Annotated in this window: 17 protein-coding genes; 10 read left to right on the top strand and 7 right to left on the bottom strand. The window is 66.4% G+C overall.

Annotation, left to right across the window (positions count from 1 at the left end; all coding sequences use genetic code 11):
* Positions 1-3: 3 nt before the first annotated feature.
* Together glyA and rpiB are read right to left on the bottom strand one after the other, a co-directional pair.
* A complete protein-coding gene (glyA, locus tag EQZ23_RS13915) occupies positions 4-1314 on the bottom strand; it encodes a serine hydroxymethyltransferase (protein ID WP_128455037.1) in 1311 nt (436 codons plus the stop codon).
* A complete protein-coding gene (rpiB, locus tag EQZ23_RS13910; RefSeq protein ID WP_128455036.1) occupies positions 1311-1745 on the bottom strand; it encodes a ribose 5-phosphate isomerase B in 435 nt (144 codons plus the stop codon). Before rpiB ends, glyA begins: the two co-directional genes overlap by 4 nt.
* A 228-nt stretch (positions 1746-1973) precedes the next feature.
* Here rpiB and EQZ23_RS13905 point away from each other — a divergent pair, with 228 nt between their 5' ends.
* From EQZ23_RS13905 to EQZ23_RS13885, 5 genes are read left to right on the top strand one after another with little or no spacing between them, the layout of a single operon-like run.
* Complete coding sequence (locus EQZ23_RS13905; RefSeq protein WP_128455035.1) at positions 1974-2408, top strand: hypothetical protein; 435 nt, start codon at positions 1974-1976, stop codon at positions 2406-2408.
* Between the two features lie 10 nt (positions 2409-2418).
* Positions 2419-2988, top strand: coding sequence for a sigma-70 family RNA polymerase sigma factor (locus EQZ23_RS13900; RefSeq protein WP_206364260.1), 570 nt, complete (start codon positions 2419-2421; stop codon positions 2986-2988).
* Entirely contained in the window at positions 2981-3715 is a 735-nt protein-coding gene (locus EQZ23_RS13895; protein ID WP_240663579.1) for an anti-sigma factor, read from the top strand. The genes EQZ23_RS13900 and EQZ23_RS13895 overlap by 8 nt, the downstream gene beginning before the upstream one ends.
* On the top strand, positions 3715-4179 hold the full coding sequence (locus EQZ23_RS13890) for a DUF3429 domain-containing protein (RefSeq protein WP_128455033.1): 465 nt from the start codon (positions 3715-3717) through the stop codon (positions 4177-4179). Before EQZ23_RS13895 ends, EQZ23_RS13890 begins: the two co-directional genes overlap by 1 nt.
* 51 nt (positions 4180-4230) lie before the next feature.
* Positions 4231-4788, top strand: a complete 558-nt coding sequence (locus EQZ23_RS13885) for a Uma2 family endonuclease (RefSeq protein WP_128455032.1) — start codon at positions 4231-4233, stop codon at positions 4786-4788.
* A gap of 27 nt (positions 4789-4815) precedes the next feature.
* Here the strand turns inward: EQZ23_RS13885 and hemA are convergent, their stop codons facing one another.
* Entirely contained in the window at positions 4816-6078 is a 1263-nt protein-coding gene (hemA, locus tag EQZ23_RS13880; RefSeq protein ID WP_128455031.1) for a 5-aminolevulinate synthase, read from the bottom strand.
* A gap of 136 nt (positions 6079-6214) precedes the next feature.
* Entirely contained in the window at positions 6215-7003 is a 789-nt protein-coding gene (gene murI, locus EQZ23_RS13875) for a glutamate racemase (RefSeq protein ID WP_128455030.1), read from the bottom strand.
* Positions 7004-7274: 271 nt separating this feature from the next.
* On the opposite strand from murI, the gene plsY reads away from it, so the two are divergent.
* Positions 7275-7892: a glycerol-3-phosphate 1-O-acyltransferase PlsY gene (gene plsY / locus EQZ23_RS13870; RefSeq protein ID WP_128455029.1), complete on the top strand. Its 618-nt coding sequence runs from the start codon at positions 7275-7277 to the stop codon at positions 7890-7892.
* Positions 7885-8976 (top strand): DNA-processing protein DprA, encoded by a 1092-nt coding sequence (gene dprA, locus EQZ23_RS13865; RefSeq protein ID WP_128455028.1) that lies wholly within the window; start codon positions 7885-7887, stop codon positions 8974-8976. Before plsY ends, dprA begins: the two co-directional genes overlap by 8 nt.
* Here dprA and EQZ23_RS13860 read toward each other — a convergent pair.
* A complete protein-coding gene (locus EQZ23_RS13860; RefSeq protein ID WP_128455027.1) occupies positions 8973-9269 on the bottom strand; it encodes a hypothetical protein in 297 nt (98 codons plus the stop codon). The genes dprA and EQZ23_RS13860 overlap by 4 nt on opposite strands.
* Positions 9270-9724: 455 nt before the next feature.
* Between EQZ23_RS13860 and topA the strand changes: the two genes are divergently transcribed.
* Positions 9725-12328, top strand: a complete 2604-nt coding sequence (topA, locus tag EQZ23_RS13855) for a type I DNA topoisomerase (protein WP_128455026.1) — start codon at positions 9725-9727, stop codon at positions 12326-12328.
* 175 nt (positions 12329-12503) lie between these two features.
* Here topA and EQZ23_RS13850 read toward each other — a convergent pair whose 3' ends face one another.
* Positions 12504-12800, bottom strand: a complete 297-nt coding sequence (locus tag EQZ23_RS13850; RefSeq protein WP_128455025.1) for a sel1 repeat family protein — start codon at positions 12798-12800, stop codon at positions 12504-12506.
* Between the two features lie 93 nt (positions 12801-12893).
* Positions 12894-13730 carry a pantoate--beta-alanine ligase gene (gene panC, locus EQZ23_RS13845; RefSeq protein WP_128455024.1) on the bottom strand — a complete coding sequence of 279 codons (837 nt, stop codon included), beginning with the start codon at positions 13728-13730 and terminating at the stop codon, positions 12894-12896.
* A gap of 81 nt (positions 13731-13811) precedes the next feature.
* Here panC and EQZ23_RS13840 point away from each other — a divergent pair, with 81 nt between their 5' ends.
* Together EQZ23_RS13840 and EQZ23_RS13835 are read left to right on the top strand one after the other, a co-directional pair.
* A complete protein-coding gene (locus tag EQZ23_RS13840) occupies positions 13812-14648 on the top strand; it encodes a division plane positioning ATPase MipZ (RefSeq protein WP_128455590.1) in 837 nt (278 codons plus the stop codon).
* Positions 14645-14899, top strand: a complete 255-nt coding sequence (locus EQZ23_RS13835) for a DnaJ domain-containing protein (RefSeq protein ID WP_128455023.1) — start codon at positions 14645-14647, stop codon at positions 14897-14899. The genes EQZ23_RS13840 and EQZ23_RS13835 overlap by 4 nt, the downstream gene beginning before the upstream one ends.
* The last annotated feature ends 122 nt before the right edge of the window (positions 14900-15021 follow it).

Genomic DNA, 15021 nt, shown 5'->3' with positions numbered 1-15021 from the left:
GTCTTATCCTTGATAGATGGGGAAGCGCGCGCACAGGGCCCGCACGCGAGTCCGAACGTCCGCCTCGACCGCGGGGTCCCCATGCTCGCCCTTTTTGGCGAGGCCGTCCAGCACATCGGCGACCATGTTGCCGATCTCGCGGAACTCGGCCGGGCCGAAACCGCGCGTCGTGCCCGCGGGCGAGCCGACACGGATGCCGCTGGTCTTCATCGGCGGCAGCGGATCGTTGGGGATGCCGTTCTTGTTGCAGGTGATGCCGGCACGCTCGAGCGCCTCGTCCGCATCGCGGCCCGTGATGCCGAGCGGCGTCAGGTCGATCAGTGCGAGATGCGTGTCGGTGCCCCCGGAGACGACGTCACTGCCGCGCTCCTTGAGCGTCGCGGCCAGCACCTTGGCGTTTTCGACGACCGCGGCGATGTAGCTCTTGAAGTCGGGCTGCAACGCCTCGCCGAACGCGACCGCCTTGGCTGCGATCACGTGCATCAGCGGCCCGCCCTGGAGCCCCGGGAACACCGCCGAGTTGATCTTCTTCGCGATCGCCTCATCGTTGGTCATGATCATGCCGCCGCGGGGCCCGCGCAGCGTCTTGTGCGTGGTCGTGGTCACGACATGCGCGTGGCCGAACGGCGTCGGGTGCAGGCCGGCGGCGACAATGCCGGCGAAATGCGCCATGTCGACCATGAAATACGCGCCGACCTTGTCCGCGATCGCGCGAAACTTGGCGAAGTCGATGACCCGCGGATAGGCCGAACCACCCGCGATGATCAGTTTCGGCTGATGCTCGACCGCCAGCGCCTCGACGGCATCATAATCGATCAGGTGCGTCTCGGCATCGACGCCGTACTGGATCGCGTTGAACCACTTGCCTGACTGCGCGGGCTTCGCGCCATGCGTCAGGTGACCGCCGGCATCGAGGCTCATGCCGAGGATCGTGTCGCCCGGCTTCACCAGTGCCAGCATCACCGCACCGTTCGCCTGCGCGCCCGAATGCGGCTGTACGTTGACGAAGCCGCAGCCGAAGATCTGCTTGGCGCGATCGATCGCGAGCGTTTCGACGACGTCAGACGGCGCGCAGCCCTGGTAATAGCGCTTGCCGGGATAGCCTTCGGCGTATTTGTTCGTGAACACCGAGCCCTGCGCCTCGAGCACTGCCTTCGAGACGATGTTCTCGGACGCGATCAGCTCGATCTGAGTCTGCTCGCGGTCGAGTTCGGCCTCGACGCCGGCGAACACGGCCGCATCGGCATCGGCCAGGCCGCGGGTAAAGAAGCCATCAGGCTGGACGTCGTGGAGTTCGCGGGGCTGGGTGCTCATGCGGGGACCTTTAGCTTGTCGACACGGAGTTGATGACGGCCGCCAGCGAAATCGGCGGAGAGAAACGCTTCGACGCACGCCTTGGCCATTTCCTCGCCGATCAGGCGGGCGCCCATTGCGATGGCGTTGGCGTCGTTATGGATGCGGGCGAGGCTCGCCGACAGCGGTTCGGACACGAGCGCGCAGCGGCAGGCCGGATTGCGGTTGGCGGCGATCGAGATGCCGATCCCGGAGCCGCACAGCGCGATGCCGCGTTGCGCGCTACCATCGGCGAGCGCCGACGCGAGCTTGAAGCCGTAGTCGGGGTAATCGACGCTGGCGGTGCCTTCGGGGCCAAGGTCGAGGACATCATGCCCCATATCCCGCAACCATGTGGCGAGCGCCGCCTTCAACGAAACGGCGGCGTGATCGGACGCGATGGCGATGCGCACCTGGCGTAATCCTGTGACGGGAGATCGGGTGCCCAGCCCCTTACCGGCCCGGGGCGGGATTTGCCACACCTGTTCGGAGACTCAGTTCCGTCATCCTGACGAAATCCAGGACCAAGGATAACACAAGGTAACGTAGCGTGTCCTTCATCGCGCTAGGTCCTGACTTTCGGCAGAATGACGCGCTAGGATGGGGATCTGCGCTGAACGCCGACCGTGAAGGAAACATTCATGAAAGCCGCTACCCTGCTCGCTACCGTAGCACTTGCCGCCTGCTCGGGTCCCGCGCCGGACACCAGCCGCGACGGCAACATGACGTCGGCAGGGTCGGTCGAGCGAAAGGCTCCCACTTCCGCCGCTGCATCCGCACCGGCGCCGCGCGACTATGCCGGCCGCTGGGTCGGGGTTGAGGGCATGGTTCTCGATATCGCCCATGCCGGTGCGCCCGGTCACTACGACCTGACGATGCAGTGGGACCTCGACAACAAGGGCACCTTCGACGGCACCGCGAACGGCAGGACCATCACGTTCATCCGCAACGAGATTCCCGAGACCCTGCGCCCGACCGACGGCGATGCAACCGGGCTGAAATATCTTGCCGGCAAAACCGACTGCCTCACCGTAAAGCCCGGCGAAGGCTATTGCCGCGACGGACTTAGCCGCTAGGTTCGTGGTCGTGACAACAGCCCACCTGAACGCAGACGCCGCCCGCGCGCACCTCTCCGAAGTGCTGCTGCGTACCGGCCAGGAGGATCGCGAGGCGTTTCGTGAACTCTATACACTGACCAGCGCGAAGCTTTTCGGCATCACCCACCGTATCTGTGGCAACGCCCAAGCCGCGGAGGATGTGCTGCACGAGGTCTATCTCACGATCTGGAAACGCGCCGGTGCCTGGGAACCCGGCCGCGCGAGCCCGATAACCTGGTTGGCGACGATCGCGCGCAACCGCGCCATCGACTGGCAGCGCGCGCAGGGCGTGCGCCGGACCAGCACGCTCGACGACGCGCCCGACATCGCCGACCCCGGCGAGGGTGCCGAAGCCGGCATGATCGCCACCGAATCGTCGCGCGAACTGATCGAATGCCTCGAAGGCCTCGAACCGCAACAGCGCGACGCGATCCGCACCGCGTTCTTCGACGGTGTCACCTACGCCGAACTCGCGATCAAGCGCGCCGTGCCGCTCGGTACGATGAAGAGCTGGGTTCGTCGCGGTCTCGCACGCCTGAAGGAATGCCTGGGTGGCTGATTCGACCATCGATACCCCCCGCGACTCGGGCGTCCCCGAAGACGTGGCCGCCGCCGAACTCGCGCTCGGGCTGCTCGAAGGCGACGAGCGGAGCGTGGCGCTGCGTCGCGTACTCGCCGAACCCGGTTTCGCAGCGCAGGTCGAATGGTGGCGGTCGCGTCTGGCCGCGTTGTTCGACCTGTGGCCCGAGCGCGCCGCGCCCTCGCATATCGGCGAGCGGATCGAAGCCAGCCTCGACGGCGCGGCGAACGTCACGACGACACCCGCCAAGGTCAGCCGCATGCCGTGGCCGGCGCTTACCGCCTTCACCAGCGCGATCGCGGCGTGCCTGCTCCTGTTCGTCATGCTCCGTCCCGAGCCTAGCGTACCGGTGTCGCAGCCGATCCCGGTTCCGCGGCCGACCAGCGTACTCGTCGCGATGCTGGGCGATGCGAAGTCGCCGATCGCCGCGGTCTATGATCCTGCCAACGGCGCGCTCCGCGTCGCGGCAGGTCCCGGCGTGCCGAACGCGCGTGTCGCGGAACTCTGGGTTATCGGCGGGGACGGCGTGCCGCATTCGCTTGGCCTGCTGTCGGGCCAGCCGACCGTGCTGGCGCCAAAGGGTGTCGACCGCGGTCGCATAGCCACGGGCGCGACGCTCGCCATCTCGGTCGAGCCGCTCGGGGGTTCGCCGACCGGCCTGCCGACCGGTCCGGTCGTCGCCACCGGCGTGGTCGCTCGCGTCTGATGACCGAGCGATCCGTCGCGGGGGGCGGCATTCCGCCGATCGCGCGGCTGCTCGGGCTGAGCGGGCTGCTGCCGCAACTGGCCGCGGTCGCGTTGCTGCTGAGCGGCGATCCGCAAAGCCGCTACGCCGCGCTGGCGATCGCCTATGCCTATGCTGCGATCATCCTGAGCTTCCTCGGCGGACTGTGGTGGGGGCTCGCCGCGCGCACCGACTCGCCCCCGCGCTGGCTCTGGTTCGCGAGCGTCGCCCCCTCGCTGATCGCGCTCGTTACCGCGTGGCCGTGGATGGTCGGTCTGCGCTGGCCCGGCCCATCGCTTGTCGTGCTCGGCATCAGTCTGATCGGCGCGCTACTGATCGACCGTGCCTTGGTCCGCGCCGGCATCGCGCCACCGGGATGGATGGCGTTGCGCGTGCCGTTGTCGCTTGGGCTCGGCGTCCTGACAATGCTCGCCGCCGCGCTTTAAAGCCGCGCCGCACGATTCGCTGGCCGGCTCGATCCATGATACGAATTGGTCATGAATACATCCGCCGCGAGTCTCCTCACCGATCGGCAGGAAAAGGCGCGTTTCACCACCGCCGAGTTCCTGCGCATGGGTGAGTCCGGCGCGTTCGACGACATGAAAGTCGAACTGGTCGACGGGGAACTCGTTCGGATGAATTCGCCAATGTCCGCGCACGCCGCGCGCCAAGCCAAGATCGCAATCCGTCTCGCACGCCTATTCGACGAGTCGCGGATCATGGGGGAAGTCGGAGTCGATCTTGGCAACGATACCGTACTCGGTTGCGACGTCGCCGTTGTGCGCGAGCCGGTCGGAGCAAATCGTCTGCTGGTCGCCGCCGACTTTCTGCTCGTGATCGAAGTGGCGGAAACGTCGGCCGCGCGTGACACCACCATGAAGCGCTTCGCTTATGCCGGTGGCGGCATCCCCCATTACTGGGTTATCGATGGCAGCCGGTCCGTCGTCCATGTTTACGGCGCGCCGATCAAGGGTGATTACACCAAATTTTACTCAGTCGGTTTCGGGGAGGCGTTTGCCGTTCCCGAAACGGACGGCACCATCACTATCGACTGACACCGCCCCGCCCCAGGTCGCTCCGTCTCAAGCCGCCTTGCGAAGGTCCAGCCGGCTCCAGATCTCAACCAGCGCATCGGTCAGTTCGCGCATCATCGCCTCGGTATGCGCAGGCCCCGGGGTGAACCGCAGCCGCTCGGTGCCGCGCGGCACGGTCGGGTAGTTGATCGGCTGCACATACACGCCGTATTCCGCGAGCAGGACGTCGCTGATCTTCTTCGCCTTGACCGGATCGCCGACCATCAAAGGCACGATATGCGTGTCGCCGATCATGACCGGCAGCCCGGCATCCTTCAGCATCGCCTTCAGCATCGCCGCCGACGCCTGCTGCCCCTCGCGCTCGACGCTGGACGCCTTAAGATGTCGCACGCTCGCGAGCACGCCGGCGACCAGCACCGGCGACAGTGAGGTCGTGAAGATGAACCCTGGCGCGTACGAGCGGATCACGTCGACGATCGTGCGATCGGCGGCGATATAGCCCCCCATCACGCCGAACGCCTTGCCGAGCGTGCCCTCGAGGATCGTGATCCGGTGCGCGACATCGTCCCGCTCCGAAATGCCGCCGCCCCGCGCGCCATACATCCCGACCGCATGGACTTCGTCGCAATAGGTCAACGCGTTGTAGCGATCGGCAAGGTCGCACACAGCCGAGATCGGCGCGATGTCGCCCTCCATCGAATACACGCTCTCGAACGCGATCAGCTTCGGCGCCGCCGGGTCTTCCGCGGCCAGCAGTTCCTCGAGATGCGCGAGATCGTTGTGCCGAAACACGCGCTTCTCGCAGCCCGAATTGCGGATGCCCGCGATCATCGAAGCGTGGTTCAGCTCGTCCGAAAATATGATGCAGCCCGGCAAAACCTTCGCCAACGTCGCCAACGTCGCCTCGTTCGAGACGTACCCGCTGGTGAACAGCAGCGCCGCTTCCTTGCCGTGCAGGTCGGCGAGTTCGCCCTCCAGGTCGACATGGTAATGCGTATTGCCGCCGATGTTGCGCGTGCCGCCAGAGCCCGCACCGACGTCGTGCAGCGCCTCTTCCATCGCCGCGATGACCTTCGGGTGCTGGCCCATTGCGAGATAATCGTTCGAGCACCACACCGTGATCGGCTTGGGCCCATTATGCCCGGCAAAACAGCGCGCGTTCGGAAACGCGCCCTTGTTGCGCAGGATGTCGATGAACACACGGTAGCGCCCTTCGGCATGCAACCGGTCGATCGCCTGCGTGAACACGCGTGAATAATCGACTCGCGGACCGCTGATGCCGTCCGTTGCCGTTTTGCCGTCGATACTCATAGGCTTGGGCACTACGCCTCACTTTCACTCAGTTCCAGCGTAATACCGCTCTTACGGTGATCGCTTTCCTCGTCCTGGCAGCACATTGCCACGATGCGCCCGCGAAGCAAGGTGCCAGATTGTCCCAGGTTAACGCTTAAAGCTGTTCGAGCTTGGCGAATCCCCGCGCCGCCAATGCCGATGATAGCGCGCGCTCGTCGTCACCAAGCCGGGTGAAGACGGCGATTCCCTCGCCCGCTCCGCTCCAATTCTGCCCCTGCGTCAGGTGAACGATCCGCCGCGCGATACCAGGTCCGCCATCGACGAACCGTACGCCGGGGGCCGCGATCGCCAGTTCCGCCTCGACCAGCGGAAAGTGCGTGCAGGCGTTGACGATTACATCGACCCGATCGCCGCCCGCTTGCGAGAACAGCCCGTCGAGTACCGCCGCATAGCGCTCCGGCGCGACCGGCCGTCCATGCAGCTTGGCCTCCGCCATCTCGACCAGCGCCGCCGATCCGTAGCGCAGCACGGTGCAATCGCCCGCGAACTTCGCGGCCAGATCGTCGACATACGCCTGCCGCACGGTCGCCTCGGTCCCCAGCACCCCGATCGTCCGCGTGCTTGAGAGCAGCGCGGCCGGCTTGATCGCCGGCACCGTCCCCACCACCGGCAGGTCGAGCGCCGCGCGCACCACCGGCAGCGCGATCGTCGAGGCCGTGTTGCACGCGATCACGATCAACCGCGGCCGATACCGCTCCGCCAGCCGCCCCAGCAACACGGGTACGCGCGCGGCGATCTCCGCCTCGCTCTTGGTCCCGTAGGGAAACCCTGCCGAGTCGGCGGCGTAAACGAACGGGGCATCGGGCAGGGCCGCGCGCGCAGGCCCGACGATCGAAAGGCCGCCGACGCCGGAATCGAAGAACAGGATGGGGCGCTGGTCCATGTCTCGCTCTTAAGACGGATCAGCGTTAGTAGACTAGGCCAGATCGAGTTTAGTGATTTCGTGAGAACACTCCACCACGCTTCGTCACCCCGGACCTGTTCCGGGGTCCACCGTGCCGCAAACCAAACCTTGACGAGGACGCGGCACAGTGGATGCCGGAACGAGCCCGGCATGACGGAGCGTTTCGGCGATCCCGCGCCAAGCCTCGCGAGACGCCCATTTGCCGTCCGCTCCGGGTGCCTTATAAGCGCCGTCAGAACGGGGGACCTACTTGCAGACGGAAATTCTCTGGGTCGCGCCCACGCTCTCGCTCGTGCTGAGCTATCTGCTCGGTTCGATCCCGTTCGGCGTGATCCTCACGCGTCTCGGCGGCGCGGGCGATCTGCGGACGATCGGCTCGGGCAATATCGGCGCCACCAACGTCCTTCGCACCGGACGCAAGGGCCTCGCCGCCGCCACGCTGCTGCTCGACATGGCCAAGGGCGCTGTCGCCGTGCTGCTGGTCGCACACCTGTTCCCCGGCAACGCACTCCTTGCGGCGGCTGGCGCCTTTATCGGCCATTGCTACCCGATCTGGCTCAAGTTCAAAGGCGGCAAGGGCGTCGCCACCCTCATGGGCATCGTCGTCGCGCTCTACTGGCCGCTCGGGCTGGTCTATGCGGTCGTCTGGCTGGGCCTCCTCGCGGGCCTGCGCATCTCTTCGGTCGCCGGCATGGCCGCCGCGCTGAGCGCGCCGTTCGCCGCCGCCCTGTTCGATCGCTTCGACCTCGTCCTGCTGCTGCTCGCGCTTGCGCTGATCGTCTTCTGGAAGCACCGCGAGAACGTCGAGCGCCTGTTCTCCGGCACCGAACCACGCATCGGCCGCTCAAAACGACCGCCGGGTGACTGACCCGACGGTCTCACGTCTTCGGCTCATCCGAACGACCGGGATCGGACCGGTCACCTATCGCCAGCTCATCGCCCGCTTCGGCAGCGCGGACGCCGCCATCGAAGCGCTCCCGATGCTTGCGCAACGCGGCGGCGGCCGCAGCCCCCGAATTGCCGACACCACCTTGGCCGAGCGCGAGATCGCCGCCACCGCCAAGCTCGGCGCCCGCTACCTCTTCCTCGACGATCCCGATTACCCCCGCCTGCTGGCCGAGATCGAGACGGCCCCGCCCGCGTTGATCTTCCGCGGTGATCTCGCCCACGCCACGCGTCCCTGCATCGCGGTGGTCGGGGCGCGCAACGCGTCCGCCGCCGCCTGCCGCTTCGCCCGCCAGCTCGCGTTGCAACTCGCCGAGGAGGGCACGACGATCGTTTCCGGCCTGGCCCGCGGGATCGACACCGCCGCGCATATCGGCGCGCTCGGCGCCGGCAGCAGCGGCGCGACGATCGGCGTCATCGCCAGCGGCATCGACATCGCCTATCCGCCCGACAACACCGCCTTGCAGGAGCGGATCGCGACCGACGGCCTCCTGCTCGCCGAACAGCCGCCCGGCACCGAACCCAAGGCGCGCAACTTCCCGTCGCGCAACCGCATCATCGCCGGCCTCGCGATCGGCACGGTGGTGGTCGAAGCCGTGCCCAAATCCGGCTCGCTGATCACCGCAAGGCTCGCCAACGAATCCGGCCGCGAAGTGATGGCCGTCCCCGGCAGCCCGCTCGATCCACGCGCGCAGGGCTGCAACCTGCTGATCCGCGAGGGCGCGACGCTGGTGCAATCGGCGGCCGACATCCTGGAACAGATCCGCCCGTTCGATCCACGCTCGGTGCGCTCCCCGCTCGACGTCTACGCCGCCGCGCCGCCAGAAGACGCGACCGACACCGACCGCCGCCGGATTGCCGACCTGCTCGGCCCGGTACCCGTCGCGATCGACGAACTCATCCGCCAGTCGCATCTGGGCCCGGCGGTCGTCCATACGGTGTTGCTGGAACTCGAACTCGGCGGCCGACTGGAACGCCATGCCGGCGGCCGGGTAAGCATGATCTAGTCCCGCCGATATTGCCTCAGGCTAGCATCGCCGCCAAGGTCCTGCCCCGATGGCGGCGAGCCTCCACCAGCGTCGCGGTCGTCCGTCCGCGTATGCGCCTTCGCCCAATCTTCGGCCCACTCCTTAGCGTCATGCGTCTTTGCAATCGCCGCGAGCAAATCGTCCAGTTCGCTCTGATGCAGGGCGATCAAAGCGAGGATATGCGGCTCTGCAGCCGACTGGCGAAGAAGGACGATCTTCTTGGCGAGGAACGAACACTTCCATTTCGCGATGGCGAGATCATGCCGGGTCATCCGAGAGAATCCTTGACCAACGCAATGCTCTCACCCCTACCTTCGGGCAACAAAGCGTGATGGTTCCGCTGCACGGCGAGCCCCTGCCGGAAAGACGTATCCCGTTTCGGAAACCACGGCGCGGGACGAAAATCCTGCGAAATGTCCGAACCTTCAGTCGATGAACTGGATCCGTGGACGAGCGCAATTGTAACGATCTCCGCACCTGTTTCGGTCGAAGACACTGGAACGCGCGGTTTTACTGTCATCATGGCGACATCGATACTGTGCCAACAACGTATTCATAATCCGGGAAATACCCCGCCCCTAGAAAGCCTCTTTGGATACTCCCCTCTGGAAAACCTGCACCGACGGTCGCATCTCGCGGCGGTCGATCTCGAACCCACCGCGGGTTGACGGCACCGCCCCTGCGCCGCCACCCTCGTACGCGTACACGTAAGGACCCCGGTTTTCCCATGCAGCTTGTCATCGTCGAATCGCCCGCCAAGGCCAAAACCATCGAGAAATATCTGGGCAGCGATTACCGCGTCCTGGCCAGCTACGGTCATGTCCGCGATCTGCCGCCCAAGGACGGCTCGGTCGATCCCGACGATGCGTTCGCGATGACGTGGGAGAATTACGCGGACAAGTCGAAGCAGCTGAAGGCGATCACCGATCTCGCCAAGCTCGCCGACCGCCTGATCCTCGCGACCGATCCGGATCGCGAGGGCGAGGCGATCTCGTGGCACGTCCGCGAGGTGCTGCGCGCACGCAAGGCGCTGCCCAAGGAGGTCGAGCGCGTCACCTTCAACGCGATCACCAAGGCGACGGTGACCGAGGCGATGAAGAACCCGCGCGAGCTCGACGACGATCTGATCGACGCCTATCGCGCCCGCCGCGCGCTCGATTACCTCGTCGGCTTCACGCTCTCGCCGGTGCTGTGGCGCAAGCTGCCCGGCGCCAAGTCCGCCGGTCGCGTCCAGTCGGTGTCGCTGCGCCTGATCGTCCAGCGCGAGCGCGAGATCGACGTCTTCAAGCCGCAGGAATATTGGTCGGTGACGGCCGATATGGAGCATGACGGCACCGCGTTCCAGTCGCGCCTGACCCAGTTCGAGGGCGCCAAGCTCGACCGCCTGTCGATCGGCAACGAAGGCGACGCGCTGCGGGCGAAGCAGGCCGTGCTCGACGGCAATTTCTCGGTCCAGTCGGTCGAGACCAAGCCCGCCGGCCGCAACCCGCCGCCGCCGTTCACGACCTCGACGCTCCAGCAGGAGGCGTCGCGCAAGCTCGGTTTCTCGGCCGATCACACGATGCGGATCGCGCAGGGCCTCTACGAGGACGGCGCGATCACGTACATGCGTACCGACGGCGTGCAGATGGACGGCAGCGCGATTTCCGCCGCGCGCCTCGCCGTCGCGAACCGCTTCGACGCGAGCTACGTCCCCGACAAGCCGCGCCAGTACCAGTCGAAGGCCAAGAACGCGCAGGAAGCGCACGAAGCCATCCGCCCCACCGATTTCGGCAAGGACAAGGCCGGCGGCGGCGATCATGCCCGCCTCTACGACCTGATCTTCAAGCGCGCGCTGGCGAGCCAGATGGCGTCGGCGCGGATGGAGCGCACCACGGTCGAGATGGCCGACGGCACCGGCCGCAACATCCTGCGTGCTACGGGCCAGGTCGTGCTCTTCCCCGGCTATCTCGCGCTCTACGAGGAAGGGTCGGACGATTCCGCCGACGAGGACGCGCGTCGCCTGCCGCGGATGAAGGACGGCGATTCGCCCGCAAAGAAGAAGGTCGACGCCGAGCAGCATTTCACGCAGCCGCCGCCGCGCTTCTCCGAAGCCTCGCTGGTCAAGCGGATGGAGGAGCTCGGCATCGGCCGCCCGTCCACCTACGCGTCGATCATCAAGACGCTGAAGGACCGCGCCTATGTCCGGATCGAGAAGAACCGCTTCTTCGCCGAGGAATCCGGACGTCTCGTGACGGCGTTCCTCGAACGCTTCTTCGAGAAATATGTCGGCTACGACTACACCGCCGAACTCGAGGAGGAACTCGACGACGTCTCGGGCGGCCGCGCGCAGTGGCAGTCGGTGCTCGACGCGTTCTGGCGCGACTTCAAGCCGCGCACCAACGAGGTGATGGAGCAGCAGCCCAGCGCGATCACCGCCGAGCTCGACATCTTCCTCGCGCCCTACCTCTTCCCCGCCAAGGCGGACGGCGGCGATCCGCGGCTCTGCCCGAACTGCGGCGAGGGCCAGCTGGCGCTACGCGGCGGCAAGTTCGGCGCGTTCATTGCCTGCTCCAACTATCCCGAGTGCAAATACACCCGCCGCTTCGCGCAGCCCGGTGGCGAGGCCGAAGCGGATAGCGGCCCGTCGACCTTGGGCGTCGATCCCGAGACGAACCTGCCGGTCGAGCGCAAGTCCGGACGGTTCGGCCCGTACATCCAGATCGGCGAGGGCGAGACCCGGAAAATGGCGTCGATCCCCAAGGATATCGGCGAGCTGAACCTCGAATGGGCGCTGAAGCTGCTGTCGCTGCCGCGGACCATCGGCACGCATCCCGAGACCGGTGAGCCGATCACCGCGGCGATCGGCCGCTATGGTCCGTATCTGAAGCACGCGGGCAAATACGCACGCCTCACCTCGACCGCGGACGTGTTCGAGACGGGCATGAACGCGGCGGTGGTCAAGCTCGCCGAAGCCGCGGCGGGTGGCGGACGCACCGCGCGTGGCGCGCAGGCCCCGCTGAAGATCCTCGGCAACCACCCGCGTACCGAGGCGGAGATCAAGCTGATGGAGGGCCGGTACGGCGCCTACGTCACCGACGGCACGACCAATGCGACCTTGCCCAAGTCGATCGAGAAGGACCAGCTGACGCTGGAGGAAGCCGCCTCGCTGATCGACGCACGCGCCGCGGCGGCACCGGCGACCAAGAAGAAGAAGGCGCCTGCCAAGAAGCCGGTGGCGAAGAAGGCACCGGCCAAGGACGCGGCTGAGGCGAAGGCCCCAGCGAAGAAGGCTCCGGCCAAAAAGGCGCCTGCGAAAAAGGCTGCCCCGAAGAAGAAAGCGGAAGCCTGAGGCTGACCGGAGTTCGGGTGTCTCCCGACCTCCCCTTCTCCGTCACCCCGGACTTGGTCCGGGGTCCACGGTTCCACATCCTCACGACTATCGGGCGTGGGGAACCGTGGATGCCGGAACGAGCCCGGCATGACGGAGGGTTGTCGGCTCGTCGCTTAGCCGAGCCTCGGCCCGCTTAAGCCGCGCGGCGTTGCGTCAGTTGCATCCAGTCGCGCGCGGCGCGCTGCGCCACCGAGATTTCGCGCGCGGTCATGTCCTCGGCGATCTCCGCGCGGCATTCCTGCGCGGCGATGTTCCCCGACACTGCTGCCAGGTTGAACCATTTGTGCGCCTCGATCAGGTCGAGCACGACGCCCGACGTCCCCGTCGAATACACCATGCCCAGTTCGTAACACGCCCGGTCGTCGCCGCGCGCGGCCTCTGCCAGACGGCGTTCGATCGTAAAATTCGCGCTCTTGAGATTGCTGCCCATGGTCTGCCCCCAATGTTCTTGAAGGCATCCTGCGGTGATTCGGGCTACGAAATGGTTAATGGGTTAACGCATGATTTTTACAACGCGCTACGGCTATTCGATCGCGATGTTGTCGATGAGCCGGGTGGACCCCATCCGCGCCGCCGCCAGCAATCGCCGCGGCCGATCCGGCGCCGGGTTTTCGGTCAGCGTCTCCGCATCGGCAAGGGCAACATAATCGATCGTGAACCCCGCGCCGACGAGCGTCGCATGTGCATCCTCGAGCACCGAACCGACGTCCTCGCCCTTGACGATCGCGCGCGCCGCCACGCCCAGCGCACGCGGCAAGGCGATCGCCTGCCTGCGCTGCTCGTCGTCGAGATAGATGTTGCGCGACGACATCGCGAGGCCGTCATCGTCGCGCTGCGTCGGCACCCCGACAATGTCTATCGCGAAGTCGAGATCGGCGACGAAGCGGCGAATGACCGCCAACTGCTGGTAATCCTTCTCGCCGAAATAGGCGGCGTCGGGCTCGACCTGGTTGAACAGCTTCGACACGACCGTCGCCACACCGTCGAAATGGCCGGGCCGCGAGGCGCCGTCGAACCCGTCGCTGACGCCCGTCACGTGCACCGTCGTCGCGAAGCCATCGGGGTACATCGTCTCGACCGACGGCAACCAGAGCAGGTCGCACCCGGCTTCGTTGAGCATCCGGATATCGGCCATCTCGCGCCGCGGATAGCGCGACAGGTCCTCGTTCGGGCCGAACTGCGTCGGGTTCACGAAAATCGACGCGACGACCTTGGTGCCCGGCCGCTTCGCCGCCTCGATCAGCGCGACATGGCCTGCGTGGAGCGCGCCCATCGTCGGGACGAGCGCGACGCGCTGCCCCGCCGCACGGAAGGCAGCGACGCTTTCGCGCAACGCGTTAAGATCCCGGACGGTGTCCACGTGAAACTCCTACTCGATAAGTGCGGTCGCGGCTTCTATGAAGGGTGACTGTTACGATCAATAAGGAAACGCGCGTTGGCCATGGGCCCGGATTCTTCCCAACCTTCGACGCATGTTGCCCCGTCGGTACCGACGCACGTCATCGTGTTCGCCAACGAGAAGGGCGGTACGGGCAAGTCGACGACCGCAGTGCACGTCGCGATCGCGCTCGCCGCGAAGGGTGCGCGCGTCGCGTGTCTCGATCTGGATCACCGCCAGCGCACCGTCGGCCGCTATCTCGACAACCGCGCCGAGACGATGAAGCGCAACGGCTCGATCCTGCCGATGCCGCGCCACGCGACGCTGTCGGCGCAGACCGAGGACCAGTTCGAGGATCTGTGGCATTCGCTGAGCGCGGGGTCGGACTTCCTCGTCGTCGACACGCCGGGCCGCGACGATCCGTTCGCGCGCACCGCTGCGGCGCTGGCGAACACGCTCGTCACGCCGATGAACGACAGCTTCGTCGACTTCGACCTGATCGGGCAGGTCGATGCCGAGACCTATCAGGTGACGCGCCCGAGCTTCTATTCCGAACTCATCTGGGATGCGCGGAAACAGCGCGCGCGCGCCGACGGCACGACGATCGACTGGGTTGTGCTGCGCAACCGCCTCCAGCATATCGAGGCGCGCAACATGCGCCGCGTGTCGGATGCCTTGGCGCAACTCGCCAAGCGCGTCGGTTTCCGGATCATCCCGGGGCTCGGCGAGCGCGTGATCTACCGCGAGATGTTCCCCGCCGGCCTGACGATGATCGATTCGAAGGCGTTCGGCAGCATGGGCCTGGCGCATGTCGCCGCGCGCCAGGAGCTGCGCGAGATGATGGCGGCGTTGCAGCTGCCCGAGGTGATCGCCGAGCGGGCCCCGGACGTGGCAGCGTGAAGTGGATCATCGCCGCGCTCTTCATTTGGGCGGCGTGGCATTATCTCCGGCCAAAGCCGAAGCAGCGGGTCGTGACCGATGAAACGGAAGCCCTTTCTATTTTGGGTATCGATCGCGGCGCGGACGCCGACGCAATCCGCAGCGCGCACCGGCGGCTGATCGCGTCGGTCCACCCCGACCGCGGCGGATCGACCGACCTGACCCGCCGCGTCAACGCCGCGCGCGACCTGTTGCTCAAGCGGCGCGGCTAACCCTGCGCCATGCCGGGCTCGTTCCGGCATCCACCGTTCCGTGCGCTCGATAGTCTTGAGTGCGCGGTCCCGTGGCCCCCGGAACAAGTCCGGGGTGACGGTGGTAAGGCAATCCCATACGC

This window comes from Sphingomonas sp. UV9, from assembly GCF_004101245.1.
Taxonomy (GTDB): domain Bacteria; phylum Pseudomonadota; class Alphaproteobacteria; order Sphingomonadales; family Sphingomonadaceae; genus Sphingomonas.
This window is presented reverse-complemented; position numbering and strand designations above follow the sequence as displayed.